The organism is Ancalomicrobiaceae bacterium S20 (assembly GCA_040269895.1).
Taxonomy (GTDB): Bacteria; Pseudomonadota; Alphaproteobacteria; order Rhizobiales; family Ancalomicrobiaceae; genus Methyloraptor; species Methyloraptor flagellatus.
Genome location: CP158568.1, coordinates 4197131 through 4224104, shown reverse-complemented (window position 1 = coordinate 4224104; position 26974 = coordinate 4197131). Strand labels below are relative to the sequence as shown.

At 66.0% G+C, this 26974-nt stretch carries 21 protein-coding genes, 1 tRNA gene and 2 pseudogenes; 7 read left to right on the top strand and 17 right to left on the bottom strand.

What is annotated here, in order from left to right:
- Positions 1-123: 123 nt before the first annotated feature.
- Together istA and istB are read left to right on the top strand one after the other, a co-directional pair.
- The gene (istA, locus tag ABS361_19010; GenBank protein ID XBY44111.1) at positions 124-1623 is read left to right on the top strand and encodes an IS21 family transposase; all 1500 of its coding nucleotides are present in this window, start codon (positions 124-126) and stop codon (positions 1621-1623) included.
- Positions 1623-2351, top strand: coding sequence for an IS21-like element helper ATPase IstB (istB, locus tag ABS361_19005; GenBank protein ID XBY44110.1), 729 nt, complete (start codon positions 1623-1625; stop codon positions 2349-2351). Before istA ends, istB begins: the two co-directional genes overlap by 1 nt.
- Positions 2352-2587: 236 nt before the next feature.
- Here the strand turns inward: istB and ABS361_19000 are convergent, their stop codons facing one another.
- The 6 genes and pseudogenes from ABS361_19000 to ccmA form a co-directional block, all read right to left on the bottom strand.
- Complete coding sequence (locus tag ABS361_19000; GenBank protein ID XBY44109.1) at positions 2588-3832, bottom strand: reverse transcriptase/maturase family protein; 1245 nt, start codon at positions 3830-3832, stop codon at positions 2588-2590.
- 432 nt (positions 3833-4264) lie between these two features.
- Positions 4265-4867, bottom strand: coding sequence for a DsbE family thiol:disulfide interchange protein (locus ABS361_18995; protein ID XBY44108.1), 603 nt, complete (start codon positions 4865-4867; stop codon positions 4265-4267).
- Complete coding sequence (gene ccmD / locus ABS361_18990; protein XBY44107.1) at positions 4864-5106, bottom strand: heme exporter protein CcmD; 243 nt, start codon at positions 5104-5106, stop codon at positions 4864-4866. The genes ABS361_18995 and ccmD overlap by 4 nt, the downstream gene beginning before the upstream one ends.
- The gene (locus tag ABS361_18985) at positions 5106-5849 is read right to left on the bottom strand and encodes a heme ABC transporter permease (protein ID XBY44106.1); all 744 of its coding nucleotides are present in this window, start codon (positions 5847-5849) and stop codon (positions 5106-5108) included. Before ABS361_18985 ends, ccmD begins: the two co-directional genes overlap by 1 nt.
- 172 nt (positions 5850-6021) lie before the next feature.
- Positions 6022-6690, bottom strand: a complete 669-nt coding sequence (ccmB, locus tag ABS361_18980) for a heme exporter protein CcmB (GenBank protein XBY44105.1) — start codon at positions 6688-6690, stop codon at positions 6022-6024.
- A 67-nt stretch (positions 6691-6757) separates the two neighbouring features.
- Positions 6758-7324: pseudogene (ccmA, locus tag ABS361_18975) on the bottom strand (heme ABC exporter ATP-binding protein CcmA).
- A 355-nt stretch (positions 7325-7679) separates the two neighbouring features.
- Between ccmA and acnA the strand changes: the two are divergent.
- Both acnA and ABS361_18965 read left to right on the top strand, forming a co-directional pair.
- Positions 7680-10367 carry an aconitate hydratase AcnA gene (gene acnA / locus ABS361_18970; GenBank protein XBY44104.1) on the top strand — a complete coding sequence of 896 codons (2688 nt, stop codon included), beginning with the start codon at positions 7680-7682 and terminating at the stop codon, positions 10365-10367.
- Between the two features lie 223 nt (positions 10368-10590).
- On the top strand, positions 10591-11382 hold the full coding sequence (locus ABS361_18965; protein ID XBY44103.1) for a DUF1223 domain-containing protein: 792 nt from the start codon (positions 10591-10593) through the stop codon (positions 11380-11382).
- A 158-nt stretch (positions 11383-11540) separates the two neighbouring features.
- Here the strand turns inward: ABS361_18965 and ABS361_18960 are convergent, their stop codons facing one another.
- The 7 genes and pseudogenes from ABS361_18960 to ABS361_18930 all read right to left on the bottom strand — a co-directional run bounded on the left by ABS361_18960 (position 11541) and on the right by ABS361_18930 (position 19983).
- Positions 11541-12212 carry a hypothetical protein gene (locus ABS361_18960; protein ID XBY44102.1) on the bottom strand — a complete coding sequence of 224 codons (672 nt, stop codon included), beginning with the start codon at positions 12210-12212 and terminating at the stop codon, positions 11541-11543.
- Positions 12124-12387 carry a hypothetical protein gene (locus ABS361_18955; GenBank protein XBY44101.1) on the bottom strand — a complete coding sequence of 88 codons (264 nt, stop codon included), beginning with the start codon at positions 12385-12387 and terminating at the stop codon, positions 12124-12126. Before ABS361_18955 ends, ABS361_18960 begins: the two co-directional genes overlap by 89 nt.
- 87 nt (positions 12388-12474) lie before the next feature.
- Entirely contained in the window at positions 12475-12807 is a 333-nt protein-coding gene (locus ABS361_18950) for a DUF2794 domain-containing protein (GenBank protein XBY44100.1), read from the bottom strand.
- Between the two features lie 626 nt (positions 12808-13433).
- Positions 13434-14147: pseudogene (locus tag ABS361_18945) on the bottom strand (glutamine amidotransferase).
- Between the two features lie 138 nt (positions 14148-14285).
- Positions 14286-14771: a TerB family tellurite resistance protein gene (locus ABS361_18940; GenBank protein ID XBY44099.1), complete on the bottom strand. Its 486-nt coding sequence runs from the start codon at positions 14769-14771 to the stop codon at positions 14286-14288.
- Between the two features lie 99 nt (positions 14772-14870).
- On the bottom strand, positions 14871-17603 hold the full coding sequence (locus tag ABS361_18935; GenBank protein ID XBY44098.1) for an EAL domain-containing protein: 2733 nt from the start codon (positions 17601-17603) through the stop codon (positions 14871-14873).
- A gap of 148 nt (positions 17604-17751) precedes the next feature.
- On the bottom strand, positions 17752-19983 hold the full coding sequence (locus ABS361_18930; protein XBY44097.1) for a glycoside hydrolase family 3 N-terminal domain-containing protein: 2232 nt from the start codon (positions 19981-19983) through the stop codon (positions 17752-17754).
- Positions 19984-20291: 308 nt separating this feature from the next.
- Here ABS361_18930 and ABS361_18925 point away from each other — a divergent pair, with 308 nt between their 5' ends.
- From ABS361_18925 to ABS361_18915, 3 genes are all read left to right on the top strand, one after another.
- Positions 20292-21032 carry a LuxR family transcriptional regulator gene (locus ABS361_18925; protein XBY44096.1) on the top strand — a complete coding sequence of 247 codons (741 nt, stop codon included), beginning with the start codon at positions 20292-20294 and terminating at the stop codon, positions 21030-21032.
- A gap of 327 nt (positions 21033-21359) precedes the next feature.
- A complete protein-coding gene (locus tag ABS361_18920; protein XBY44095.1) occupies positions 21360-22013 on the top strand; it encodes a GNAT family N-acetyltransferase in 654 nt (217 codons plus the stop codon).
- 197 nt (positions 22014-22210) lie between these two features.
- Positions 22211-22711 carry a GNAT family N-acetyltransferase gene (locus ABS361_18915; GenBank protein XBY44094.1) on the top strand — a complete coding sequence of 167 codons (501 nt, stop codon included), beginning with the start codon at positions 22211-22213 and terminating at the stop codon, positions 22709-22711.
- 29 nt (positions 22712-22740) lie between these two features.
- Here the strand turns inward: ABS361_18915 and ABS361_18910 are convergent, their stop codons facing one another.
- The 4 genes from ABS361_18910 to ABS361_18895 form a co-directional block, all read right to left on the bottom strand.
- On the bottom strand, positions 22741-24237 hold the full coding sequence (locus ABS361_18910; protein ID XBY44093.1) for an HWE histidine kinase domain-containing protein: 1497 nt from the start codon (positions 24235-24237) through the stop codon (positions 22741-22743).
- Positions 24234-24518 carry a circadian clock KaiB family protein gene (locus ABS361_18905; GenBank protein XBY44092.1) on the bottom strand — a complete coding sequence of 95 codons (285 nt, stop codon included), beginning with the start codon at positions 24516-24518 and terminating at the stop codon, positions 24234-24236. Before ABS361_18905 ends, ABS361_18910 begins: the two co-directional genes overlap by 4 nt.
- On the bottom strand, positions 24515-26218 hold the full coding sequence (kaiC, locus tag ABS361_18900) for a circadian clock protein KaiC (protein XBY44091.1): 1704 nt from the start codon (positions 26216-26218) through the stop codon (positions 24515-24517). Before kaiC ends, ABS361_18905 begins: the two co-directional genes overlap by 4 nt.
- A gap of 342 nt (positions 26219-26560) precedes the next feature.
- Positions 26561-26636: transfer RNA gene (locus tag ABS361_18895), tRNA-Thr, on the bottom strand.
- Positions 26637-26974: the final 338 nt, after the last annotated feature.

Sequence of the window (26974 nt, the reverse complement as noted above, 5' to 3'; positions counted from 1 at the left end):
TTCGGATGTGTTTCGGCGTGGAACTTTGACCCCCTACGAGGGGTGATCGGCGTCCAATTTTGACCCCCTTACCGCCACCGCGAGCAGACTGCCGTTCCTTTCGTGGAGGGCGGCGGTCGGGGGATGAAGTCAGTGGATACGATTGCGCGGATACGCCGCGAGTTCTTCGTTCGAGGTCGTTCGATCAAGGAGATCGCCCGCGAACTGCATGTTGCCCGGAACACGGTCCGGAAGGTGCTGCGTTCCGGTGAAACGATCTTCTCCTACAGTCGCGGGAACCAGCCGCTACCGAAGCTCGGACCGTGGAAGACCGAGTTGGACGGGCTGCTCGCGGCGAACGCGGCAGCATCTGCGCGTGAGCGGCTGACGCTGGTTCGACTGTTCGAGGAGTTGCGCGGCCGGGGTTACGAAGGCGGCTACGACGCCGTTCGTCGCTACGCGCGGGCCTGGGCGTTGGAGACGTCGGCGGCGAAGGTCGACGCCTACGTGCCGCTCTCCTTCGCGCCGGGCGAGGCGTACCAGTTCGACTGGAGCCACGAGGTCGTCCTGATGAACGGCCTGCCGATGACGGTGAAGGTGGCGCACGTCCGGCTCTGCCACAGCCGAATGATGTTCGTCCGTGCCTATCCGCGCGAGAGCCAGGAGATGGTGTTCGATGCCCACGACCGGGCCTTCGCCTTCTTCCGGGGCACCTGCACGCGCGGCATCTACGACAACATGAAGACCGCGGTGGAGACGATCTTCGTCGGCAAGGAGCGGGCCTACAATCGGCGCTTCCTGCAGATGGCGGGGCATTACCTCGTCGAGCCGGTCGCCTGCACGCCGGCTTCGGGCTGGGAGAAGGGGCAGGTCGAGAACCAGGTCGGGCTGGTCCGCGAGCGGTTCTTCACCCCGCGCCTGCGGGTTCGGTCCTTCGACGAGTTGAACACCCTGCTGCTCGACCGGTGCATCGCCTACGCCAAGGCGCATCGGAACCCGGAGTTCCCCGACCGGACGATATGGGAAGCGTTCGAAGCCGAGCGGGCGTCGCTGGTGCCGTATCGCGGCCCCTTCGACGGGTTCCACGCGGTGACGGCGTCGGTATCGAAGACCTGCCTCGTGCGGTTCGACAACAACAAATACTCCGTATCGGCGAGCGCGGTCGGCCGGCCGGTGGAGATCCGGGCCTATGCCGATCGGATCGTCGTTCGTCAGGACGGCCGAGTGGTCGCCGAGCATCCTCGCTCCTTCGGTCGCGGCGAGACGATCTACGATCCCTGGCACTACGTGCCGGTGCTCGCCCGCAAGCCGGGAGCCCTGCGCAACGGCGCCCCGTTCAAGGACTGGGTTCTGCCGGGCGCGATGGATCGGGTGCGCCGCAAGCTCGCCGGCTCCAACGACGGCGACCGGCAGATGGTGGAGATCCTCGCCGCGGTGCTCGACGACGGACTGGGTGCGGTCGAGGCGGCCTGCGCCGAGGCGCTCGGCGAAGGCGTGCACTCCGCCGACGTGGTGCTGAACATCCTGGCGCGACGGCGGCCCGCGCCGATCCCGGTCGGCATCCTGACCCCGGATGCGTTGAAGCTGCGGTTCGAGCCGATTGCCGACTGCGCGCGGTACGACGACCTGCGGAGGGCCGGCTGATGGACCGCACCAAGATCCTGAGCACGATGACCGAGCTGAAGCTGTTCGGCATGAAGGCGGCCTACGACGAGATCGTAGCGGCGGCCCTGAAGCGCAACCACGACCCACAGCGCATCGTCGCGGCGATGCTCACCGCCGAGATCGCCGAGAAGCAGGCCCGCTCCATCCGTTACCAGATGGGCGTGGCCAAGCTGCCGCTCGCCAAGGACATCGACGAGTTCGCCTTCGACGGCACGCCGATCAACGAGAACCTGGTCAGAGACCTCGCCGCCGGCGGCTTCATCGGCCAGCAGCGCAACGTCGTGCTGATCGGCGGTACCGGCACGGGCAAGACCCACCTGGCCATCGCCATCGCACGGGCCTGCATCCGAGCCGGCATGCGGGGGCGGTACTTCAACGTCGTCGACCTCGTGAACAAGCTCGAGGCCGAGACCCGTGCCGGCCGACAGGGGCGAATGGCCGACTGGCTCTGCCGCCTCGGCTTCGTCGTCCTCGACGAGTTGGGCTACCTGCCCTTCGCCCAATCCGGCGGTCAGTTGCTGTTCCACCTGATCAGCCGGCTCTACGAGCGCACCTCGATCGTGGTCACGACCAACCTCGCCTTCGGCGAATGGCCGTCGGTGTTCGGCGACGCCAAGATGACTACGGCGCTGCTCGACCGCCTCACCCATCACTGCGACATCGTCGAGACCGGCAACGACAGCTGGCGCTTCAAACACCGGGCCTGAGATCGGCGCCGTCGTCGGTATAGTGCCTCCGGTCGGGCTACGCCCTCCCTCCGTCACGACACCGACGACATGCTCACAGCGAAGCTTCGACATTCGATCGGAAGCGCCCAACTGCGCGAAACCAGGGGGTCAAAGTTCGACGCCGATCCGGGGTCAAGATTGCTCGCCGATTGACAAATTTCGGCACCAACCCGCCGTCCATGAGACCGCTCGGAGAATCTGCTGCCACGGTAGCTTCAGGGCGTTGGGGCGGGCGATACGGCCTTCATGTCGCGGATGGCCTGATCGACCATTCGTTCAAGGCGCAACGCTTGACGAACGATAGCTTTCGATCCGAATTCGTCCGCCGCGCGCCGTGCATACTTCGAAAAATTTCGTGCGCCAGTCGGCCAGAACCTCCGCCGAAGGTTCTTCGTCGATATATATGTCGACGTCCCTTTCGTGATGGCGTCAAGCCCTTGCGCCTTCGTCTTCTTTACCGCGTATCTCGCCTTTCGCCATTGTCTGGCAAGCGATGAAGGCCGGATCACAGCACCTTTTTGTGTTACATTGAATCCAAGATACTGAAAAACGTCTCGACTTCCCGATTCGAACAAAGCCCTTTCAGTCTTTTCATCTTTGATTTCAAGCTTATGAACGTTAACCGTATCTTTGAGGATCTTTTCAATTTCCGCTTCATGCTCGGGGGCGCAAGCGATCAAAATGTCATCAGAATAGCGTTGGTAAAGCGCGCCGATCGCGTTGCAGGCCTCAACCATCACACGATCTACTTCAATCATGTAAAGATTTGAAAAGGACGCGCTAATCGGCGTTCCTTGCGGAATGCCGAATTTGTTCGGATTTCCGATGATCGGAATGGACGCGGCCTTGATTTCCGCAATCGTCGCAACCGGCTCTTTCGTATCGGACTTCAATCTAGCCTTAAATTCGTCCTTCGCTTCGAGCGCCGTGCGCTCGACACGACGAAACTTCGTGACGTGCCGGAAGACTCCGAACCAATCCTTGGGCAGTTCCGAAACCCCAAGCAGCCACTTCAATCGATCTTTCAGAATAGTGTGATCAAGGTTGTCGAAGAAGCCTGTGATATCGAAACACAGAATGACACATTTGCTGCGCTCTTTGGCAAAGCGATAGGCATCCGCGGAAAAATGGTAGTTGGCGCGTCTAAGCCTGCGATAGGCAATGACGTTACGGTGAAGGCCGTTTGCCCTGTAGTGCGCATCCAGTCGATCGCCGATATCAGCCGCGTACTTTGCGAGAATGCACGCATCACGATGAGATGCGAACATGATCGGACGATCTTTGTATTTCGTCTTGCCGGATGTAGGCTTGTAGCGCTTTACACGCTTCACGTAATGAATAAGCGGCGACCACGCGTGTCTTTCAACGAAATTCGGATCACAAGCCTTTTCCGCAAATGCCTCACCGACCGGCGCGTCGAAATGCTTGTAGCCCCTTGGGCGGAACCACTTGTGCTTCATGGAAGCCTCAATTGCAGAGATTGGAGGGCTGGTTCCAACCCTGAACCTCGGCTTGCGCCGAACGCCCCCCAATCGCACGCCTCGAAACGTTGGTTCTGCCCAATGCTGTCACGTAGGCATCCCCGAACGCGGGTTTGTAAAACGCAAGGCGATATACTGTAGCCGTAGGAGTGCGAGCGATGCTCACTGTCTGCTGGTCCGGCGCCGCCGATACAGCGATGATGTCAATCATCGTGATCCTGTCGGCAATCGTGCCACTTGACTTCCGAAACGACCATACTGTCCGGCCATTTCCGGCAGCACGTACTAGATGGTTGTGCTGACGCAGAGATGCAAGAGGCCAATCTGCTATTTATCGTGGGCTTACCCAAACGTACGCGGCTATCTATAGTAGTTCGATCTTTAGCTAGCCACGTTCAGTTGCTGGGAGCATCAACGCCCCGCCTTCCCGATCTCCGGCTTCAACACCCGCTCAAAACTCTCGTCCGACAGCGGCCCGATGAACTTGTACGCGATCCGCCCGTCCTTACCCACGACGAAGGTTTCCGGCACGCCGTAGACGCCCCAATCGATGGCGGCGCGGCCTTTTTCGTCGGCGCCGACGGCGGCGTAGGGGTTGCCGAGCGAGCCGAGGAAGCGGCGGGCGTTTTCCGGCTCGTCCTTGTAGTTGATGCCGACCAGCCGGACCGACGGGTCTTTCGCGAGCTGCATCAGGAGCGGATGCTCCTGCCGGCACGGCACGCACCACGAGGCGAAGACGTTGACCACCGTGACGCGGCCCTTGAGGTCGGCGGTCGCGAGCCCCGGCACCGGCGCGCCGGCCTCGACGAGACCCGCGAGCGGCGGCAGGACGAAGTCCGGCACCGGCTTGCCGATCAGCGCCGAGGGCACGCGGCTCGTGTCGCCGCCGGCCTCCAGCCGATAGAGGAACAGGCCGGCGAGGCCGGCAAAAATCACCAGCGGCAGCACCGCCAGCACCGGCACGCGCCGGCGCGGCCGGACGGCGGCCGCACCCTGCAAATCGGCTTCCGTCATGGCGCGACCTCCGACGAGACCGCACCGTCCGACGCCGTCCCCGCCGCCGATGCGCCACCCGACGCAGCCCCATCCGGCCGCGACGAACGCCGGCGCACGCCGCGCGCTTCGAGTGTCGCCAACGAGCGCTTCAGCGCGCGGTGATCGACGAGGATCCAGACCACGACGGCGGCGAGCAGCACCACCGCGATGCCGTAGGAGGCGAGGATGAACCCCGCGTGCGTGCCGAGATCGAACATCACGCCGCCCCCCGCTCGAGGCCCTGCGCCTCGATCATCCTGAGCGTGCGCAGCCGCCGGCGCAGGATCTCGTTGCGCATGGCGAGGAAGTGCAGCGTCATGAACAGAAACGTGAAGCCGACTGCCATGACCATGAGTGGGATCAGCATCGAGCGGTCGATCGTCGGCCCGTCCATGCGGAACACCGCCGCCGGCTGATGCAGCGTGCTCCACCACTCGACCGAAAATTTTATGATCGGAATGTTCACGACGCCGACCAGCGTCATCACGGCGGCGGCCTTCGCCGCCTTGGCCGGATCCTCGATCGTCTGCCAGAGCGCGATCAGGCCGAGATACATGATGAACAGCACCAGCACCGAGGTCAGCCGCGCATCCCAGACCCACCAGGTGCCCCACATCGGCTTGCCCCACAGCGAGCCGGTGACGAGACAAATCAGCGTGAACACGGCGCCGAGCGGCGCGGCCGCCTTGGCCGAGACGTCGGCGAGCGGATGCCGCCACACGAGCGTGCCGAGCGAGGACGCCGCCATCACCATGTAGCAGAACATCGACAGCCACGCGCAGGGCACGTGCAGATACATGATCTTGACCGTCTGGCCCTGCTGGTAGTCGTCGGGCGCGATCAGGAACACCTGATAGAGCCCGACGCCGAGAAGCACGACGGTCGCGCCGACGAGCCAGGGCAACAACCGGTCGAGGAGCCCGAGGAAGCGCGTCGGGTTCGCGTAGTCGATCCACGCCATGGATTATCCGTCCGTCGTCCCTGCTCGCGGTTGCCGACCACCCGATCGGGCGCTCCGAAACCGGCCCTGCCCCGCCGATCCCGAGATGGAACAGTTCTATGCGGCGGAAGTGGCCCGGGCAATGCGGCAGGTCAAGGGCGGAAGGACGCGGGGCCGCGCCGGCGCGGGCCTTTCACTCCGCCGCGAACCGGAGCGCGGCCGCCGCCGCGACCGGGCCGAGCACGGCGGCGAACAGGCCGAGCGCGGCGAGGATCGCGAAGGGCGTGCCGAACGGCGTCGGGCCGATCGAGACGGACGTCGCCGCCGACACCCCGAAGATCAGCACCGGCACGGTCAAGGGCAGCACGAGCACGGCGAGCAGCAGGCCGCCGCGCCGGAGCGTGACCGTCAGCGCCGCGCCGATCGCGCCGAGGAAAGTCAGCGCCGGCGTGCCGACGAGGAGCGTCGCCGTGGTCGCGGCGATCGCGATCGGCTCCATGTTCATGAAGATTGCGAACAGCGGCGCAGCGACCACCAGCGGCAGGCCGGTCGCGACCCAATGGGCGAGGCATTTCACCAAGACGACCAGTTCGAGCGGCTGATCGCCCATCAAAATGCCGTCGAGCGCGCCGTCGTCGCGGTCGGCCTGGAACAGCCGGTCGAGCCCGAGCAGGGTCGCGAGCAGCGCGCCGATCCAGAGGATCGCCGGCCCGATCCGCGACAGGAGATTGAGGTCCGGCCCCACACCGAACGGGATCACGGTGACGACGGTCAGGAAGAACAGCGCCCCCATCAGCGCGCCGCCGCCAAGGCGGGTCGCGAGCCGGAGATCGCGCAGGAACAGGCCCCAGAGCGCCGTCATGCCGAAAGCCCCCGATGCCGGCCTCGACCGCGACCGGCGCGCCGATCTCGAGCCGCACCACCGACGCGATGGCGAGCGGCAGATGCGTGGCTGCGACCGCGATGCCGCCGCGGCTGAGATGGGTCTCGAGCAGGCCGAGGAACATGCGTTCGGAGGCGGCGTCGAGCGCCGAGGTCGGCTCGTCGAGCAGCCAGATCGGCCTTTCCGAGACGATCAGCCGGGCGAGTGACAGGCGTCGACGTTGCCCGGCCGAGAGATAGGCCGCCGGCAGGCCTGCGAGCCGGCCGAGCCCGACCGCCTCCAGCGCGTCGAACACGCCAGCCGCCGGCCGATCGTTGAAGGCGCGCCAGAAGGCCAGGTTCTCCTCGACGCTCAGGGCGGTCTTCAGCGCGTCCTGATGGCCGAAATAGTGGCACTGCTGACCGATCGAGCGCTCCGGATCGCCGCCCTCCAGAGTGAGCGCGCCCGCGCTCGGCTTCAGGAGCCCGGCAATGGTGCGCAGCAATGTGGACTTGCCGGCGCCGTTGCGGCCGGTGACGACCAGCGCGGCGCCGCTCGAAACCCGGAAATCGAGGTCGGAGAACACGATGCGGCCGCCGCGCTCGACTGCGAGATCGCGCGCCCCGAGCATCAAGGCCGTCGGGCTGGTCATCGGGATGGGATCCCCCTTCGGACGCATGCTGCGAAGTGATGAGCCGGCTTGATTTCCGCAGCGCGAAAAACACGGCTGACCGACCTTAGGCCGACTGGTCACGTCTTACGAAATTCGCTATGAGGCGCGCAACCTGCCCACCGGTCGGCGCAGGCCTCGCAGTCCGGAAGCCGACGGCCGAGATATCGGGCCCGACCCATCGACAGACCCGATATCGCGTTGCACAATTCCGATCGGATCGGGACCAAGGCCGGTTGGTCCGAAGCCGAGCTCTTCGGTTTTCGTGTTTCGTACTCCGCCGTGGCCCATCCGACCCGCTAGGAAGGGACCCCGAGCCGTGACCAATTCCCTCGATTCGTTCAAATCGCGCAAGACGCTCAAGGTCGGAGACAAGACCTACGAGTATTTCAGCCTGCCTGATGCCGAGAAGAATGGACTTCCCGGTATTTCGCAGCTGCCGTTTTCGCTGAAGGTTCTCCTGGAGAACCTGCTCCGATTCGAGGACGGCCGTTCGGTGACCGCGGACGACATCCGCTCGATCGCCGATTGGCTCAACAATCGCGGCAAGGCCGAGCGCGAGATCGCGTTCCGTCCGGCGCGCGTGCTGATGCAGGACTTCACCGGCGTGCCGGCGGTCGTCGACCTCGCCGCCATGCGCGACGCGGTCACGGCGCTCGGCGGCGATCCGACCAAGATCAACCCGCTCGTGCCGGTCGATCTCGTGATCGACCACTCGGTCGTCGTCGACTTCGCCGGCAACCCGACCGCGCTGCAGAAGAACGTCGACCGCGAGTACGAGCAGAACCAGGAGCGCTATCGCTTCCTGCGCTGGGGCGCGTCGGCCTTCGAGAACTTCCGCGTCGTGCCACCGGGCACCGGCATCTGCCACCAGGTGAACCTCGAGTACCTCGCCCAGACCGTCTGGACGAAGAAGGACGGCGGCGTCGAGACCGCCTATCCGGACACGCTGGTCGGCACCGACAGCCACACGACCATGGTCAACGGCCTCGGCGTGCTCGGCTGGGGCGTCGGCGGCATCGAGGCCGAGGCGGCCATGCTCGGCCAGCCGATCTCCATGCTGATCCCCGAGGTCATCGGCTTCCGCCTGACCGGCAAGCTGAAGCCGGGCGTCACCGCGACCGACCTCGTGCTGACCGTCACGCAGATGCTGCGCAAGAAGGGCGTCGTCGGCAAGTTCGTCGAGTTCTTCGGCGCGGGCCTCAATTCGATGTCGCTCGCCGACCGCGCGACCATCGCCAACATGGCGCCGGAATACGGCGCGACCTGCGGCTTCTTCCCCGTCGACGCCGAAACGGTGAACTACCTCACCACCTCGGCCCGCAAGGACGACCGCATCGCTCTGGTGCAGGAATATTCCAAGGCCCAGGGCATGTGGCGGACGGAAGCCACCGCCGATCCGGTGTTCACCGACACGCTCGAACTCGACCTCGGCGACGTCGAGCCGTCGCTCGCCGGTCCGAAGCGCCCGCAGGACCGCGTCGTGCTCGCCGCGGCTAAGGAAGGCTTCCGCGCCGCGCTCGAAGGCGAGTTCAAGAAGCCCGGCGAGGCCGGCAAGCGCGTCGCGGTCACGGGCAAGGACTTCGAGGTCGGTCACGGCGACGTGGTGATCGCCGCGATCACCTCCTGCACCAACACCTCGAACCCGAGCGTGATGATCGGTGCCGGCCTGCTCGCCCGCAAGGCGGCGGCCAAGGGCCTGACCTCCAAGCCGTGGGTGAAGACCTCGCTCGCGCCCGGAAGCCAGGTGGTGGCCGAATATCTCGAGAAGTCGGGTCTGCAGACCGACCTCGACGCGCTCGGCTTCAACCTCGTCGGCTTCGGCTGCACGACCTGCATCGGCAACTCCGGCCCGCTCGCCGAGGAGATCTCCGAGGCGGTCAACAAGAACGACCTCGTGGTCGCCGCGGTGCTCTCCGGCAACCGCAACTTCGAAGGCCGCGTCAATCCGGACGTCAAGGCGAACTACCTCGCCTCGCCGCCGCTGGTCGTCGCCTACGCCATCGCCGGCAACATGCAGGTCGACCTGACCCGCGAGCCGCTCGGCTACGACCGCGACGGCAAGCCGGTCTACCTCAAGGACGTCTGGCCGTCCAAGGAGGAGATCGACGCGGTGATCGAGGAGTTCATCACCCGCAAGGTGTTCCAGACCAAGTATGCCGACGTCTTCGCGGGCGATGCCAACTGGCAGGCGATCGAGGTCACCAAGGGCCTCACCTACTCCTGGCAGGGCACCTCGACCTACGTGCAGAACCCGCCCTACTTCGTCGGCATGGAGCGTGAACCGAAGCCCGTGAAGGACGTCGTGAACGCTCGCGTCCTCGGCCTGTTCCTGGACTCGATCACCACCGACCACATCTCCCCGGCCGGTTCGATCAAGGCGGCGAGCCCGGCGGGCGAGTACCTGCGCGATCATCAGGTCCGTCCGCAGGACTTCAACCAGTACGGCACCCGCCGCGGCAATCACGAAGTGATGATGCGCGGCACCTTCGCCAACATCCGCATCAAGAACCAGATGCTGGGCGGCAAGGAAGGCGGCCTGACCATCCACTATCCGGGTGGTGAGGAACTGCCGATCTACACCGCGGCGATGAAGTACAAGGACGAGGGCGTTCCGCTGGTCGTCTTCGCCGGCAAGGAATACGGCACCGGCTCGTCGCGCGACTGGGCGGCCAAGGGCACGACCCTGCTCGGCGTCCGTGCCGTGATCGCCCAGTCCTTCGAGCGTATCCACCGCTCGAACCTGGTCGGCATGGGCGTCGTGCCGCTGCAGTTCAAGGACGGCGAGAGCTGGCAGTCGCTCGGGCTCAAGGGTGACGAGATCGTCACCATCAAGGGCATCGAAGGCGATCTGAAGCCGCGCCAGATCATGCAGGCGGAGATCGTCAAGTCGGACGGCTCGAAGCTGGCGGTCGACCTGATCTGCCGCATCGATACGCTCGACGAGATCGACTACTTCCGCAACGGCGGCATCCTGCCCTACGTGCTGCGCAATCTGGTCGCCTGATCGCGACGGGACACGCAACGATCAAGGCCGCCGGCTCGCGCCGGCGGCCTTTTTCATTCGCGCTCCATGGCGCTTGGACCGAAAGCCGACCGTTTTGCCGCGCAGACCCGTGAGAATCGCCGTTACGAAAAGTCACCCCAACGTGACTCGCACTTGAAACGCGGGTTGCTTAGGACAAAAGGGCGCGGCAGCATCGCGCGGCCCGAAATCGGCGAGTCGTCCCGTGAACCCGTTCCTGAAGAAAGCTCTGCTCCTGCCCGCGCTGATCGGCGCGGTCGGGTTCGGTGTGCTCGGGATCGGCTTCGGCGAGCGTGACCCGGCCCGAGCCGAAGAGCCGAACAAGGTCCGTGCCGTGCTCGAGCTCTACACGAGCCAGGGCTGCTCGACCTGCCCGCCGGCCGATGCGCTGTTCAATCAGCTCGTCCAGGATCCGACCCTGGTCACCCTGTCCTTCGCGGTCGACTACTGGGACTATCTCGGCTGGAAGGACACCGCCGCCCGTCCCGAGTTCACCCAGCGCCAGCGTGCCTATGCCGACGCACGCGGCGATCGCACGGTCTATACGCCGCAGATGATCGTCGACGGCCGGCTGCATGCGGTCGGCTCCGACAAGGCAGCGGTCGAAAAGGCCATCACCGCGTCGACGACCTCCGGCCCGCCGCTCGCCGTCGACGTCGGCCTCGCAGCCAATGCGGATTCGATCACGATCGACATCCCCGCTGCCGCCGAGCCCTTGCCGGAGAAGGCGACGGTCTGGCTGGTGTTGTTCGATCGCAGCCACACGGTACCGATCGGCCGCGGCGAGAACACCGGCAAGACCATCACCTACAGCCACGTGGTCCGCTCACTGCAGGCGGTCGGCATGTGGAAGGGCAAGGCGACCCGCATCGAACTGCCGCGTCAGGATCTGGCCCGCGCCAAGGGCACGGGCTGCGCGGTGCTGGTGCAGATCGGCAAGGAAGGCCGGCTCGGCCCGATCGTCGGCGCCGCGATCCTGCCGGATCTCGCGAGCTGAGGACATTCCGACTTCCACGGGCGGTCGCGCCGCAAATGCGCTCGCGGACGGACCCTACGATTTTTCCTACTAGTCAGCATGACCGAATTTCATATGACTCTGACGTATGTATGAGCCATTCCCATATTTTACGGCGAATCGCAAAATAATTATTTTCGTTATCTACTTTGAATTATGATCCAGCCGCGGTCGAAGAACTGAGGGTATGTACAGATAAGGGTTTGCCAGGGTGCCTTAACTTTTCTATTTTGACTGTAATTGTCTTTTACAGGCAAATTTCTTATTACGATATTTTCGTCGAGCACCTTGCGCCAATTGGACGGAGCAACGGACATGCAGACGCCCTGTTCTCTCGATTTGAGAAATCCGGTCTTCTTGTCCACCTCGAAATCAAAATCGCAGTATGTTATGTCAAGAATATTTCCATGTTCGTCCGCCTTTATGTAAGCAGGACCTGCGCAGAGGCGTCTGAGCTCCTTCCAGTCGCCGCTGTCGCACTTAATCTTCTCGGGCACACACCGCTGCTCTGCCGCGATGTCATTACAAATCGGCTTACTTTTTGCGCTCGGCTTGGTGCAGCGTGTACAGCCGTCGTCCCAAGCCATGCAGTAGGGGCTCTTCCAGTCGCGTGCGGAGACATTTCGGTCGGGCTCGAGAAGCTTAAATGCCGGCAATGGGTCGTCTTTCCAAGACCCCGCAACTGCGGCTGCTTGTTGAGCAAAAATATATAAAACAACCATTTCAATAAATATAAAAACAGCGATCGAAGAAAAGAAGCGCGAACTTCCATACCCGATTTTTAAACCATTGAAGCAGCGGATTGTCGCCATCAAAAGCTTTCTCGAAAACATTATCTTTACGTCCGAATACGATTAGTCGTTTTGAGAAGGATAATGTCAGCTTGCCGCCCGTTTGGCCAATCCCTGAAAATCTAGGGGTGACATTGCGTTCGATGCCGAAGTCGAACCTCTGCCGAATCCACGGCTCCACGATGAGACGCTCCATGCGTGGCGCATCTAAACACGGCGCTATCGAAATCTCCGACACTCGCTGATCGATAGCAAACCCGGAAGGCGCCGTTTGCAGTAAGCCTCAAACGCTGACCAGCTTCGGCTTCTTCTCCAAGACCGCAAGCACCCGCGCCAGATCCTGGCCGCGCTTCAAGATCATGCCGCCTTGGGCGACCACCGAGTAGGCGCCCTGCTTCTGGGCGAGTTTCGGGTTCTTCTCGACCGTATAGAGCGGCGCCTCGCTCGTGCGCCGGAAGATCGAGAAAACCGCGCGTTCGGGCAGATGGTCGATCGCGTAGTCACGCCATTCACCCTCGGCGACCATTCGGCCGTAGAGCCGCAGGATCGCCTCGAGTTCTCGCCGGTCGAAGGTGACGTTGCGCACCGCGGCAGCGCCGGGAAAGGGTGCGACCACCGCACTCCCGAAGGGCGGCCGTCCTGCGCCGGTCTCGCCGGCAGTGTCTCCGGCGGCCCCGGCAACGCGCCGGCTATCCTCGATATCGGCCAAGGCGACCCCTCCGGACTGTCATCGCATCTTCATGATCGCGGGCTTCGCGGCTCCTGGCAAGCGCCTCGATCGGCGTGCGCTCCGCCGGTCGAAGACCAACCGGCATCGGGCGCGATCGTTCCGGGGAGCGGCTGCGGCGCAGGCGAATCGACTTCAGAAAAGCGTGAAGAACATCCCGCTTTTGCCACAATGGAGCCCTTGGCGAGCCATGGTCGGCCACCACCTTACTATCGTTGTCTCAGACGGTCCGGCTCGGCTTCGGCTCCGGAAATCTTCAGCCCCCCAGCCCCCCGTGGTCGAGGATCGGGCCGGGCCTCTGAGGCAAGCGTGGTTCAAATCCCCCTTGAGTTCGAAGACACTGGGCCGCGAAAGCGGCCCTTTTCTTTTGACCCGACGCCCACGGGCGGCGTCACCGAGCGCGCACCGGACGGCCGCGGGCCCGGGAAACCGTCATCCTTCGATGGAATGGCGGCCTGCCGGCCGCGACGCCTCACTCGGCCGCGGCCGCAAAGGCCGGCTCGGCCGCGCGGCGCGAGCCAGAGGTCGAGGAACCGCTCCAGCCACAGCCGCGTCTGCGCGTCATAGGTCTCGCGGCCGGCGAAATGCTGGTGATGCGCCTGCGCGCCCGGCAGCTCGAGCCGCGGCGCGCCCCGGACCGTCCAGCGATGCATCATCGCGAGCGTCAGTTCCGGGTGGAACTGGATGCCATAGGCGGCAGGGCCGACCGAGAAGGCCTGGTTCGGGAAATCGTCGCCGCGCGCGAGCAGCGTCGCGCCGGCGGGGCACTCGAAGCCTTCGTTGTGCCACTGGTAGACATGGCTCGGCCACGCCATGAGCCGGCGCCCGGCCTCGGTCGCATGCAGCGGGAAATAGCCGATCTCGACGCGTCCATGCGGATGCCGCTCGACCTTGCCGCCAAGGTGCCGCGCCAGCATCTGCGCGCCGAGGCAGATGCCGAGCAGCGGCTTTTCCTCCCGAAGCGGCACCGACAGCCAGTCGATCTCGCGCCGGACGTACTCCTCGCAGTCGTTGCAGCTCATGGGGCCGCCGAACACCACCGCGCCGGCATGGTCTGCCAGCGTCGTCGGCAGCGGGTCTCCGAAGCGCGGCCGCCGGATGTCCAGCACGAAGCCGCGGCGGGCGAGTGTCATCCCGACCCGTCCCGGGGTCGAGGTGTCCTGATGCAGCACGATCAGGATGCGCGGCGCATGGCCGGACGACGGGGAAGAGCGGCTCGGTCGTCCCATGGGCGATCGGAGAATCCCTCGCGGATGACGATGGACCGATCATGAGACGGCTGAGATCACGATGCAATGCCGCAGTGCGGCAGAGCTGCCCGGCTGTGGCGGAAAACCGCGGCCCTTGGGCAGCGCCACGGTTCCGGTTCAGCCCTCGGCCGTCTCGCTCGCCGTCTTGGCGACCCCGGCGGCGACCTCCTGCCGGATCAATACCCGGTCGCGCGTCTCCACGCCGATCAGGTCGGCGATCCGCCAGACGACATTGTCCTCGAACTCGTGCACCACGCCGTCGGCATAGACGAGCTCCCACAGCATCTCGACCACCGCGAGCCGCTCCTCGAGCGGTGCGCCGCGCTTGACCACGCTGGTGAAGCGATAGAGATCGACCGACTCCAGTTCCGCCTCGCGCCCCGCGTCGGCGAGCGCCCGGGCATCTTCGACGGAAAGCGAAAAGTGTCGGGCGAGCACATCCTCGAGCCGCGCGCGCTCCTCGGCCGAAACGAAGCCGTCGATGCCGATCACATGGGCGAGCAGCGCCGCGACCGCGAGCCGCCGGTCATCGGCGTCGAAGCGCGGCGTCTCCTGATCGGCGGCGACGAGGTCGGCGAGAAAGGCACGGATCTGTTGCAGCATCGCTCTTCGGTCTCTCGCGAACGGTCTTGTCCGAGAGATGGAGCGCAAACCGCGGTTTGTCCACCGGGACCGGCAGCAGATCGGTCCGGCGCCCGAAGCTCAGCTCGCCCGCACCGCCGGCAGCAGCACGTCGGCGACCTCGGCTACGTCCGAAGCACCGATCTCCCGGCGCATGGCCTGCGCGAAGCTCCTGAGCACGAAGATCTCCGCCTTGGCCTTGGTCATCGGCCGGGCGATCAGATAGCCCTGCGCGTAGCGGCAGCCGAGTTCGAGCAACACATCGCGCTGCCGCTCGGTCTCGACGCCCTCGGCGATCAGCTTCTTGCCGAGGTCGGCGCACAGACGCACCAGCGCCGCGACGATCGAGCGGCTCGCCGGGTCGTCGTCGATGTCGGCAATGAACGAGCGGTCGATCTTCACCTGCTGGATCGGTAACGATTTGAGATGCTTGAGCGCCGCGAAGGCGGTGCCGAAGTCGTCGAGCGCGACATCGACGCGATGGGCGGCGAGCTTGGCGAAGGTCGGCGCGATCGCCGCGATCTCGGTTCGCAGCAGCGCCGCTTCGGCCACCTCGATGCGCAGCCGCCCTTCCGGGATGCCGCGGGTGGCCATGAGCTTGAGCACGCGCTCGTCATAGCGGTGCCGCCCGAGCTCGCCGTCGCAGACGTTGACCGCGACCTGCCCGACATCGATGCCGCGCGCCAGCCAGTCGGCCATGTCGGCGGTGACGAGATCGAGCATGTGCAGGTCGATCGCCCGACCGAGCTCGTGATGCTCGAAGATGCTCGCGAGTTCGGCCGGTCCGATCAGTTCGTCGGTCTCGCTTTTGACCCGGAACAGCGCCTCCAGACCGTCGAGCCGCCCGGTCGTGAGATCGACGATCGGCTGGTAGACCGGCACGATCCGGTTCTCGGCCAGGGCCTGGCGCACGGTCTGGGCGGCATCGAAGCGCGCGCGCGCCTCGCGCAGCATCTCGCCGTCGAACACCACCGCGCGATTGCGGCCGCCGCGCTTGGCCTCGTAGAGCGCGATGTCGGCGGAGCGGATCAGCTCGCGGGCGTCGCGGCCGTGCGGCGGAAACAGCGCGATGCCGATGCTGCCGTAGGTCTGGATCGAACGGTCGCCATAGGGGATCCGGCGCGTGAGCGCGACGAGCAGCCGGTCGGCGAGCTTCTGCAGCTCTGCGACCGAACGGGCGTTGCTGGCGACCACCGCGAACTCGTCGCCGCCGAGGCGTGCGACGAAGTCGCGCTTGCGCACGCCCTTGGCCAGCCGATCGGCCACCTTGGTCAGCAGCACGTCGCCGGCTTCATGGCCGAGCGTGTCGTTCACGAGCTTGAAATTGTCGAGATCGACCAGCAGCAGGCCGAACGAGGCACCCGGTCCGTCCGATCCCGGCGCCTTGCCGGCGAGATACTCGGCGAGATAGGTCCGGTTCGGCAGGCCGGTCAGGCTGTCGTGATGGGCCGCGTGCCAGATCACGTCCTCGATGCGCTTGCGCTCGGAAATGTCCTGAAGCAACGCCCAGACGCCGGCGCCGCCGCCCTGCTCGGGCACCGCCGCCGCGTGGAGGAGCACGGTCACGACGGCGCCGTCCTCGACCACGATCCGAAATTCGCCACTCAGCGACCGGCCGCGGTCGCGCACGGTCTTGAGCGTCTGCTGGAAACGCGCACGGTCGTCATCGTGCAGGATCTCGACCAGCGCGAAGGCGCCGTCGAGCGCCGCGTCACGACCGAGCAGCGTGCACAGGGCCGGATTGGCCTCGACGATGCGATCGTCGGCATCGAACCGGGCAATGCCGAGCGGCGCCAGATCGAACAGCGATCGGAACTTCGCCTCGCTACCGCGCAGCAGCGTCTGGGTCTTGAGAATTTCCGTCAGATCGGTCCGCAGCCCGACCGTGAGGCCCGAAGCGGTTCGCCGCTCGTCGATCCGCAGATGCCGGCCGGTCCGGGTGGTCTGGAACAACGGACCGCTCGGATTGCGGTGGGCGGCGAGCCGCCAGTCGATCCAGGCCGCTTTCTCGGCCTCGGTCTCACCGCTGTCGACATATTCGCCGAGTTCAGCCGATTGCCGGACCAGATCCTCGAAACACAGCGACAGCGATCGGCCGTCCCGGCTCTTCGGATAGAGATCGAGGTAGGCCGAGTTGCACAGGACCATGCGGTCGTGCACGTCGTGGACGACAATGCCTTCCGGGATCGCTTCGACCGCCTCGTGCAACAGCTCGACCGCGGCCCGCCGCTCGCGTTCGATACGCACGGCCGAGATCAGCGTGCCGCAGGTCTGCACGATCGGCTCGATCAGCTCGATCACGGCGGGCGAATAGCCGCCCGGCCGGTTGGCGAGCCCGATCATGCCGACCAGCGTGTCACCCTTGTGCACCGGCAGCGCCAGGAAGGTCGTGATCGGAGGATGGCCCGGCGGCAACTCGCCCGTATGCGGATTGGACGCCATGTCGTTGACGATCGTCGGCGCGCTCTGCGACAGCGCGCGACCGATGATGTTGTCGAAGTTGCGGAACTCGAGCCCGCCGGTCTCCACCTGCCGATACATCGCCCGCGACCAGGCGTTCCAGGAGATGTCGGTCAGCGCGATCAGGCGCAGATAAGGCCGGCCATCCGGGTCGACGAGGGCCTCACCGAAAAAGCCGAAGGCGCTCTGGGTCAGCGTGATGACCGCCTCGACCATGCGCTGGAAGATCGCCGCGTGCTCGTCGTCGGCGATGAAGTCTTCCTGGAGCTGCGCCACCAGCCGCAGCACGGCTTCCCGGTCCGCGCCCCTGTCCGGAACCCGGTGGTCGGAGACGGCGGGGGCGGCGTTGGCCATGGGCCTCTTTCGGAAGAAGCGGCGCGCGGGGGCGGCGCCGCAGTGCGGGCGGACGTTCGCCAGTCTGCGCCGGGCCGCTTTAAATCCCGGTAAAGCCGCGGGCTACAATTAGCCGTCTTCCTCTCGGGAAGTGCGACAAGTTGGCCGATCAGTCGAGCCGGACCGGCGGTGCGCCGGGATAGTCCACGCCCGTCGGCAGCTCGAAGCCGCCGACCATCGGCGCCCGGCTGTCGCCGCCGAGATAGACCTCGAAGCGGCCCGGCTCGACCTGATAGCCACCCTCCTCCGCGTGGAAGCCGAGCCGATCGATGGGTACGCGCAAGGTCACGCGCCGGCTCTCGCCCGGCGCGAGCGCAACCTTGTCGAAGGCCTTCAGCTGCCGGATCGGCCGCGACCGCGACGCGACCAGATCGCGGACATAGAGCTGGACGACATCCTTGCCGGCCCGCGCGCCGGTGTTCGCGACCGTCACGGCCACCTCGAGCACGCCCTCGCGGTCTGGCTTCGGTGCGGTGATGGCGACGTCCGAATAGGCGAAGCGCGTGTAGGAAAGGCCATAGCCGAACGGATAGAGCGGCGCGTTCTCCTCGTCGATATAGCGCGACGAGTAGCGATCGTCGGTGGCCGGCCGGCCGGTCGGCAGGTGGTCGTAATAGACCGGAATCTGCCCGACCGCGCGCGGCATGGTCATCGGCAGGCGCGCCGAGGGCGAGGCATCACCGAACAAGAGATCGGCGATCCCGTTGCCGCCTTCCGTGCCCGGTGCCCACGCATAGAGGATCGCCGGAACGTGCTCCGCCGCCCAGGTCAGCGCCATCGGACGGCCGGCGAACACCACGAGCACGACCGGCTTGCCGGTGGCGACCAGACGCTCCAGCAGCTCCTGCTGCCTGTTCGGGAGGCCGAGGCGGGTGCGCGAGGTGCCCTCGGCGGTCATGTACCAGGGCTCGCCGAGCACCGCGATGACCAGGTCGGCCTCGCTCGCCCGCTGCACCGCCTCGTCGAAGCCTTCGGTCGAGGTACAGTCGTCCGCACAGCCGCGCGCATAGGTGAGCGCGTAGCCGCCCGCCGAAGCGCGCGCCTGCAGCGCAGCGAGCGTCGTGACCGTGTCGCCCTGCCGGGCCGCCGCACCCCACGATCCCATGTGATCGGACGGATCGGCCGCCGCACCGCCGACCAGCGCGATCCGCTTGGCCTTGGGGGCGAGCGGCAGCAGGTCGCCGTCGTTCCTGAGCAGCACGATCGTCTCGCGCGCCGCCCGCCGTGCCGCCTCGCGGGCGGCCGGGGTCAGGAGCTGCGCGTCGGCCGCCGCCGGATCGGGGTCCGGCCGGTCGAACAGGCCGAGACGGAACTTGACGCGCAGCACGCGCCGGACCGCATCGTCGATCCGCGCCATCGGCACGCGGCCGGCCTTGACCAGGGCCGGCAGTTCGTCGCGGAACAGTTCGCCGGCCATGTCGACGTCGACCCCGGCCATCAGTGCCTTTTCCGCCGCCTCGGCCCGCGACCCCGCGACGCCGTGCTTCATGAGCTCGATGATCGAATCCCAGTCGGAGATGACGAAGCCGTCGAAACCCCATTCCCGCTTCAGCACCTGATCGAGCGTCCAGCGATTGGCCGTCGCGGGCGTGCCGTTGAGCGCATTGAACGCCGCCATGATCGTCGCACCACCGGCGGCGATGCCGGCATGGAACGGCGGCAGGTAGATATCGCGCAGTTCGACGGGCGGGATCGAGGTCGAGTTGTAGTCGCGTCCCGCCTCGGCCGCGCCATAGCCGACATAGTGCTTGAGCGAGGCGATGATGCCGCCCTCGCGCAGACCCGTGACCTGCGCCGCCGCCATCATCGAGCCGAGGAAGACATCCTCGCCCGCCCCCTCCACCACGCGACCCCAGCGCGGATCGCGCGAGATGTCGACCATCGGCGCGAGCGTCCAGTGCAGTCCGACCGCCGCCGATTCCCGCCCCGCCCAGCGCGCGGTCTCGCGCACCAGCGCCGGATCGAAACTCGCCGCCATCCCGATCGGAACCGGGAACAGCGTCCGGAACCCGTGGATTACGTTGTGCGTCATCAGGATCGGGATGCCGAGCCGCGACCGCCGGGCCGCGGCCTGGATCTTGGCGATGGCGGCCGGATCGTCGGCATTGGTCAGGGAGCCGATGATGCCGGATTCCGCCTCCTTGAGGTCGAAGTCCGGCGCCCAGCCGCCCTGGCTCATCTGCCCGAGCTTCTCCTCCAGCGTCATGCGCTCGACCAGCGCATCGATGCGCCGCTCGATCCCGGCGTCGGCTCCGCCCGGCCGCGTTTCCTGGGCCGACGGCTGGACAACCGTCGAAAGCGACAATACAGCAACGGCAACCAGAGAGAAGTCGAGCCGCATGGGTGCTCCGGGCCTTCGGGGAACATCGCCTCGAAGTAGGCGATCACCCCGATCCTGACAAGCGACCATGCTGTGACGTGCCACCCGCAGTAGATGCCGCATACGTGAGCTGTAGTAAACACGGACTAAAGGGGCAAAGCTTGCGGTTCAGACCCAAATCTGCGATAGATTCCCCTTCGGTGGGGCCTTGCGCGCCCGAGTGGAAATCGACTTACGATCAGGAATTGAGTGCCGGAGCGGACGGAACTCACGGCTTTGATGTACAAAACCACTCGATCTGAAAGATCGTATTGCACGGACTCAGACGGATGCAGAACAGCGTTCCTGCCGACCGCATGAAGACGGCACTCGATTTCATCGAGGGTATCAAGCACGAAAGCTCGATGGAGCGGACGCTCAAGTCGCTGCGCGATCTTGGCAGTCAGTATGGCTTCGATTCGTTCTTGCTGACCGGAGTGCCGAACCCCGGCCGTCGCATGGACGGCTATATTATGCTGTCCGGCTGGAATCAGACCTGGCTCGAACACTATCTCAAAAACGATTATGTCCAGGTCGACCCGGTCGCCCGGCGACTCCGCGGCGCGGCCGAGCCGTTCGTCTGGTCCGAGGCGATCGCCGCAATGAAGGAGATCCGGCCGGAAGAGCAGCGCGTCATGGACGAGGCCGCCGAGCTCGGCATGCGCGACGGCTTCTGCGTTCCGGTCTACGACCTCGACGGCCGGCAGTCGGTTCTGTCGATGGCGGCCCACAAGGTCGACCTCGACGAGGCCGATCGCGGCATGCTGCATCTGGTCGGCATCTACGTCCAGAACCGCGTGCGCGAACTGATCACGCTGCAGCCCGCTGCCGACGCCCCGCGCCTCAGCCGGCGCGAACGCGAATGCCTGCAGTGGATCGCCGAAGGCAAGACCTCCTGGGAGATCTCCGGCATCCTGTCGATCTCCGAGAGCACGGCCGAGTGGTACATCACCTGCGCGACCCGCAAGCTCGGCGCCAGCAATCGCGCGCAGGCCGTCGCCATCGGCATGCGCCACGGCCTGATCCACTGATGCGCCCCGCCGGGCGCAGAGACGCCCGGCCACACCACCTCCGCCAGGCCGGACCAGAGCCCTGCATCGCCGCCAGCCATGCGGCGGCCTCACGCGCACGCATCACGGCTTTCCGGGCAGAAATCGGGCGCCCGGTCCCCATCGCCCCGCGTCTTATCGGCGGCTGCGCGAGAATCACCTGAATTTTCAATTGCGCTACCGCATTCGGCAACCTGGTCGCGATGTCGCGATTCAGGCTTATGATTTTTGCGACCCCCGGTTTCCGAGGCGTCGTTCATCTCGCCCAACCGCGATCCACCAGAAACGTTTTCCGAAAGGACCAGACCAATGATCCTCGTCATTCCCCACGATCAGGCCGACCAGCATACCGCCGTGCTCGAACAGGCCTGGCGGCTGCGTCATCGCGTGTTCGTCGAGGAGCGCGGCTGGAGCGACCTCGCCCGGCCCGACCAGCGCGAGATGGACGCCTTCGATACCGAGGGCGCGACCCATATCTGCGTCATGCGCGGGCAGGTCCTCGTCGCCTATGCGCGCCTGCTCGAAACCACCCGTCCGCATCTGCTGTCCGACGTCCTGTCGCACCTGTGCCAGACCCGGCCGATCCCGCGCGGGCCCAACATCCTGGAGTGGACGCGGCACTGCGTCGCACCGGACTATCGCGGCCAGGGCTTCGCGCTCGGCCAGGCGGAGCGCGAGCTGATGCTGGCGATCGTCGAGCACGCGCTGGAGAACCGCATCGAGCATCTGACCGCCGAGGCGCATCCGGTCTGGATCACCCGGCTCCTGCGTCTCGGCTTCGAGGCCGAGCCGCTGTGTCTGCCGACCACGGTGGCGGGCGAGCCGGCGATCGGGCTGTTCATCTCGGTCTCGGACAAGACCCTCGAGAAGACCCGGCGCGTCGCCGTTCGCACCGAGGCGCCGGCCGACGCAGTCGCCATGCCGCCGGCCTACCAGCTGCCGCCGGCCGCGCTCAACGCCTGAGCGGACCGCAAGGCAACGGACATCGGCGGGACGGATTCGCCCGTCCCGCCGATCGATATCCCACGGGTTGGCCTGGCGCGCGCCCGCGGCGTGCATGACGCCTGCCACGGCGGGCCGGCCTGACTTCAGCTCACCGGTCGGGTAGAACACCCGTCCGGCCGTCACTCGCGCCGCGATCCTCCAACGGGAACCACGCCATGTTGCCCGCGCCGATCTGGCAGCCCTTCACGACCGACGCGCTCGCGGCCGCCGAAGCGATCGCCGAGGTGATCCACCCCGACATGCCCGAGCGCTCCGAGGTGTTCGCCGAAAAAATCGCCCTGGCACCGGCGACCGCGCGGGTCGCCGTCGCCGACGGCCGGGTGGTCGGCTACGCCATCGCCCATCCGTGGCGGCTCGGGGCGATCCCGAAGCTCGACCGCTTTCTGGAGCGCCTGCCTGAGGCGCCGGACTGCATCTTCGTCCATGATGTCGCGCTGCTGCCGGAGGCGCGCGGCCACAATCTGGCGGCGACCTTCATCGACCACCTGCGCGCCGAGGCGTGCGCGCGCGGCATCGGCGCCCTCTCCTGCGTGTCGGTCTATGGGACGACAGTGTTATGGGCGCGGCTCGGCTTCGTGATCGAAGCCCGCCCGGACCTCGCCGAGAGCCTGGCCGGGTACGGCGAGACGGCACGCTACATGGTGGCGCCGGTGTGAGCAGCGCGCTTCAAGCCGGGCGGTTCCGCTCAGACCACGATCTCTTCGCCCGGAATGTCGATCACGCAGCGGACACCCGAGGGCGGGAATTGCAGGTCCGCCCCGCCGTTCGGCGAATAGCTGAGGCTGCGCGAGATCACGGTGCGCCCGAACCCCGACCGCACGGGTCGTTCGACATACGGCCCGCCGGTCTCCAGCCACTCGATCATCAGGCTGTCGCGGTCGCGCGAGCGCCCCATCGAGCGCACCGAAATCCGACCGGTCTCGGTCGACAGCGCGCCGTATTTCACCGCGTTGGTGGTCAATTCGTGGATGATCAGGCCCATGGCAATGGCGGTGCGCGGCGTCAGCGACACGTCGATGCCGCCGAGCTCGATCCGATCGGCCTCGTCGTCGGTATAGGGCGCGATCTCCGCCATGATGATGTCGCTGAGCTGGAGATCGCTCCAGCCCTTGTGGGCGAGCAGCGTGTGCGTCGCCGCCAGCGCCTGGATGCGCGCCGTGAATGCCTGCTGGAAGCCTTCGAGCGTGTCTTCGACCGACAGCGTCCGGTTGCTGATCGACAGCACCAGCGCGAGCGTGTTCTTGACCCGGTGGTCGAGCTCACGCAGCAGCAGGAGCTGCTGCTTCTCGGCGGCGCGCCGCTGCGAGATGTCGACCAGCGTCAACACGCAGCCGACCATCTGGCCGAGCGCGACCCGCAAGGGTGCCGCGCTGATCAGCACATCCTTCGGCCGCTCACCGACACGGATCGCCGCCTCGACGCCCTGCACCGACGTCCCCGCGGCCGCGACCGCGACCAGATCCTCGACGCGGGGAAAGCCGCAGCCCTCCGCCAGGACGAGCGGCAATGCGGCATCGAAGCTCTGCCCGACCAGCCCACGATCGAAGGCGGCGGCCGCGGCGGCATTGGCGTGGGTGACCACCCCGGCCGGATCGCAGACGACCACCGCCTCGTTGGCCGAGGCGATGATCGCGTTTGAAACCTGCTCGGCCTGTTCGGCCCGTTCGGCACGGATCCGCTCGGTCATGTCGGTCAGCGTCACCGCCCGGCCGGTGATCGTGCCGAGCCGGACGGGGGTCGCCGCGACCAGATGGATCCGCTCGCCCACCCCCATCTCGCCCGTACCGACCCGGAACACGATCTCCGCGCTCGCGCGCGCGTCGCTCGCCTGATCGAGCAGGGCCCGGATCGCGTCTGCCGGCTCGGTCGCGAACAGGTCGGCGAAGAGCCGGCCCTGCACCGAGCCGAGCGGGAGCCCGATGAGCTCGATCATCGCCGCATTGGCGTAGAGCACCCGGCCGCTGCCATCGACGGCGGCGGCCCCCGGGTCCATCGCCTCGATGAACTTGCGGAACGATTCGGCGTCGTCCCCGATCGCGAATACCTCGTCTTCCACGCCGCCGCGGATCACCAGCGCATCGACCTCGCCGTCGCGGATGGCGCGCAACGTCTCCTCGGCCTCGTCGAGCCGGCGTCGCAAGTCCGCGATCAGGGTCTGGACCTCGTCCTGGGCGGCACTCATTCGGCCTCCACCATCAGGTTGACCAGCACCTTCTGCGTATCCGACAAGTCGCCGATGATCTTCCTGAGCGGCACGGGCAGCTCGCGGACCAGCGTCGGGATCGCGACGATGGCGTGCTCGCGGGCGAGCTGCGGGTTCTTCTTCAGGTCGACCACCTCGACGGTATATTTGCCGGCGAGATGCTCGGTGCAGATCCGTTCCAGATTGGCGATGGCGGCCAGCGATTTCGGCGTCTGGCCGGCGACATAGAGCACGAGCTTGCGGGGTTCGGACTGACTCATCGCGATGCTCCGTCCGGCCTCGCGGCACGCCGGCTCTTCTCCATGACATGACGATCGTCGGCGAGGCTCTGCCGGTAGGCCGTCTCGCTGTCGATCAGGAGTTTGAGATCCGCCTCCTCGGCCGCGAGTTCGGACCGCAACTGTTCGATCTGCGCCAGCACGCCGCGCCGCTTCTGTTCGAGCCGCGCCTGCTCGCGCGCGACCCGCTGCGACCGCTCGATCTCGACCCGCCTGAGCCGCGCTTCCTCGGCCCGGCGCGCCGAGCCGGTCAGCGCATGCCCGTCGCCCACATAGGGTTCGAGCAGCCGAATGCCGTCCGCGCCCATGACGAACTCCCGCACCTGGTTGGAATGTTCGAGGCCACGCGCCTTGAGCAGATAGAGCTCGCGATTGAATTCGCCGTTGGTCTCGCGATTGAGCAGCAGGACCCAGGTGTCCATCAGCGACGACAGGCCGGCGTCCGTCTTGATCAGATTGTCGCCGCCCTGCATCAAGTGGGTGAACACGCCGGTGATGCCCTTGGTCTTCAGGAAGTCGACCATCCGGAGCAGCATCGACTGCACCTCGAGCCGCGCACCGCTCTCGGTGAAGGCCGAGATCGGATCGAGCACGACCAGCGTCGGCTCGGTCCGGATCACCTCGCGCAGCAGGATCGCGAGGTGCATCTCGAGACTGTACAAGGTCGGCCGCGTCGCGACGAAATGCAGCTGGCCGGCACGGAAATAGGGTTCGAGATCGACGCCGATCGACCGCATGTTACGGATCGCCTGTTCGCGCGATTCCTCGAACGAGAAATAGAGCGCCCGCTCGCCGCTCCGGCACGCCTGCGCGGCAAAACAGGCCGCCAGCGACGACTTGCCCGACCCGGCGACGCCCGAGAGCAGGATGCTCGACCCGCGATAGAACCCGCCGCCCGAAACCATCGCGTCGAGATCCGGCACGCCGGTCGAGATCCGCTCTTCGTAGACGCGATGTTCGAGCCCGAGCGAGGATACCGGCAGCACCGAGAAGCCGTCGCTGTCGATCAGGAACGGGTATTCGTTGGTGCCGTGGCTGGTGCCGCGATACTTCACGATGCGCATGCGGCGCGTCGAGATCTGGCTGTCGACGCGATGATCGAGCAGGATCACGCAGTCCGAGACATATTCCTCAAGCCCCTGCCGGGTCAGCGAGCCCTCGCCGCGTTCGCCGGTGATGACCGTGGTCATGCCGCGGTCCTTCAGCCAGTCGAACAGCCGGCGGATCTCCGCGCGGAGGACGGCGGGATTGTCGAAGGCCGAGAACAGGCTCTCGATCGTGTCGAGCACCACCCGCCTGGCACCGACCTGATCGATGGCCAGTTCGAGCCGCAGGAACAGACCTTCGAGATCGTATTCGCCGATCTCGGCGAATTCCGACGGATCGATCACGATATGCTCGATATAGACGCGGCCCGTGGCGACCAGCTCGTCGAGCCCGAAGCCGAGCGAGGCGACGTTCTCGACAATGTCGGACGGCCGCTCCTCGAAGGAGACGAACACGCCCGGTTCGTCGTAATCGCGGGCGCCGTTGACCAGAAAGGTCGACGCGAACAGCGTCTTGCCGCAGCCGGCAGACCCGCACACCAGCGCGGTGCGCCCGGCCGGCAGGCCGCCGAGTGTCAGTTCGTCGAAGCCTTGAATTCCCGTCGGCGATTTCCGGATCGATATCGACTGCGCCATCGGCCCACCATGCCCCGAACCACGACCGGCGCATTGAACGTTCGGACAGCCCTTCGCTGGGCCGGACACAACACGCGCACCCCGAGGCACATGTCGGAATGCACGGGCCCTGGTAAGCAAACGTGCTTGGCTCGCGCTTGTTCCCGCGCGGAACGGATCGATGGTCTTCTGAGCGCCGGCAAACCCATAGGGCGGCGACGAGCGTCGGCACCTGCCGACGACGACGGCGCCTGCGATCAGGCGTGGGACGCATGACAAAAATGCGCTAAGGCGGACCACCTCGGCCCGAGGCGACCAGCTGCATAATCAGCGCGAAGGAGAGGATGAACGGGAAGAGGAGAGTGGTGCCGACTATAGGATTCGAACCTACGACCCCATCATTACGAATGATGTGCTCTACCAGCTGAGCTAAGTCGGCATCCGGTCGGGTTTTGGCCCGCCCAAGAGATTATCAACTCCACGTCCGCTTCGTCAACCGGTTGATCTGGCTTCACTTTCGGTGGGGCGAGCCCACCGGTTGCGAATGCTTGGACCTATCGGCCGATGACCGCGTCGTCCGGGACGATCGATCGTGATCTTGCTAATCACCCTGGATCGGCTTCGGCGGCGCTGCGGCGCCCGGATTCGGCTCGACGCCGAAATCCGAGCGGCTAGATAACGGCAAAGCGCACGGAAGGCAAGCGTCTCGGCTCTTTCGTTCCGGGCCCGGTTGTTCTAAATGAACGCCTTCATGGCCGGGACCCGAAGGCCGGACGA

What these genes read in the sequence shown, in the direction of transcription:
- ABS361_18925 (XBY44096.1), top strand. Translation starts at nt 20,292, where the DNA reads ATGCAGAACAGCGTTCCTGCCGACCGCATGAAGACGGCACTCGATTTC.
- ABS361_18960 (XBY44102.1), bottom strand. Translation starts at nt 12,212, where the DNA reads ATGGCGACAATCCGCTGCTTCAATGGTTTAAAAATCGGGTATGGAAGT.
- ABS361_18940 (XBY44099.1), bottom strand. Translation starts at nt 14,771, where the DNA reads ATGCTGCAACAGATCCGTGCCTTTCTCGCCGACCTCGTCGCCGCCGAT.
- istA (XBY44111.1), top strand. Translation starts at nt 124, where the DNA reads ATGAAGTCAGTGGATACGATTGCGCGGATACGCCGCGAGTTCTTCGTT.
- kaiC (XBY44091.1), bottom strand. Translation starts at nt 26,218, where the DNA reads ATGGCGCAGTCGATATCGATCCGGAAATCGCCGACGGGAATTCAAGGC.
- ABS361_18910 (XBY44093.1), bottom strand. Translation starts at nt 24,237, where the DNA reads ATGAGTGCCGCCCAGGACGAGGTCCAGACCCTGATCGCGGACTTGCGA.
- ABS361_18915 (XBY44094.1), top strand. Translation starts at nt 22,211, where the DNA reads ATGTTGCCCGCGCCGATCTGGCAGCCCTTCACGACCGACGCGCTCGCG.
- ABS361_18930 (XBY44097.1), bottom strand. Translation starts at nt 19,983, where the DNA reads ATGCGGCTCGACTTCTCTCTGGTTGCCGTTGCTGTATTGTCGCTTTCG.
- istB (XBY44110.1), top strand. Translation starts at nt 1,623, where the DNA reads ATGGACCGCACCAAGATCCTGAGCACGATGACCGAGCTGAAGCTGTTC.
- ABS361_18920 (XBY44095.1), top strand. Translation starts at nt 21,360, where the DNA reads ATGATCCTCGTCATTCCCCACGATCAGGCCGACCAGCATACCGCCGTG.
- ABS361_19000 (XBY44109.1), bottom strand. Translation starts at nt 3,832, where the DNA reads ATGAAGCACAAGTGGTTCCGCCCAAGGGGCTACAAGCATTTCGACGCG.
- ccmB (XBY44105.1), bottom strand. Translation starts at nt 6,690, where the DNA reads ATGACGGCGCTCTGGGGCCTGTTCCTGCGCGATCTCCGGCTCGCGACC.
- ccmD (XBY44107.1), bottom strand. Translation starts at nt 5,106, where the DNA reads ATGTTCGATCTCGGCACGCACGCGGGGTTCATCCTCGCCTCCTACGGC.
- ABS361_18905 (XBY44092.1), bottom strand. Translation starts at nt 24,518, where the DNA reads ATGAGTCAGTCCGAACCCCGCAAGCTCGTGCTCTATGTCGCCGGCCAG.
- ABS361_18935 (XBY44098.1), bottom strand. Translation starts at nt 17,603, where the DNA reads ATGGCCAACGCCGCCCCCGCCGTCTCCGACCACCGGGTTCCGGACAGG.
- ABS361_18995 (XBY44108.1), bottom strand. Translation starts at nt 4,867, where the DNA reads ATGACGGAAGCCGATTTGCAGGGTGCGGCCGCCGTCCGGCCGCGCCGG.
- ABS361_18985 (XBY44106.1), bottom strand. Translation starts at nt 5,849, where the DNA reads ATGGCGTGGATCGACTACGCGAACCCGACGCGCTTCCTCGGGCTCCTC.
- ABS361_18955 (XBY44101.1), bottom strand. Translation starts at nt 12,387, where the DNA reads ATGGAGCGTCTCATCGTGGAGCCGTGGATTCGGCAGAGGTTCGACTTC.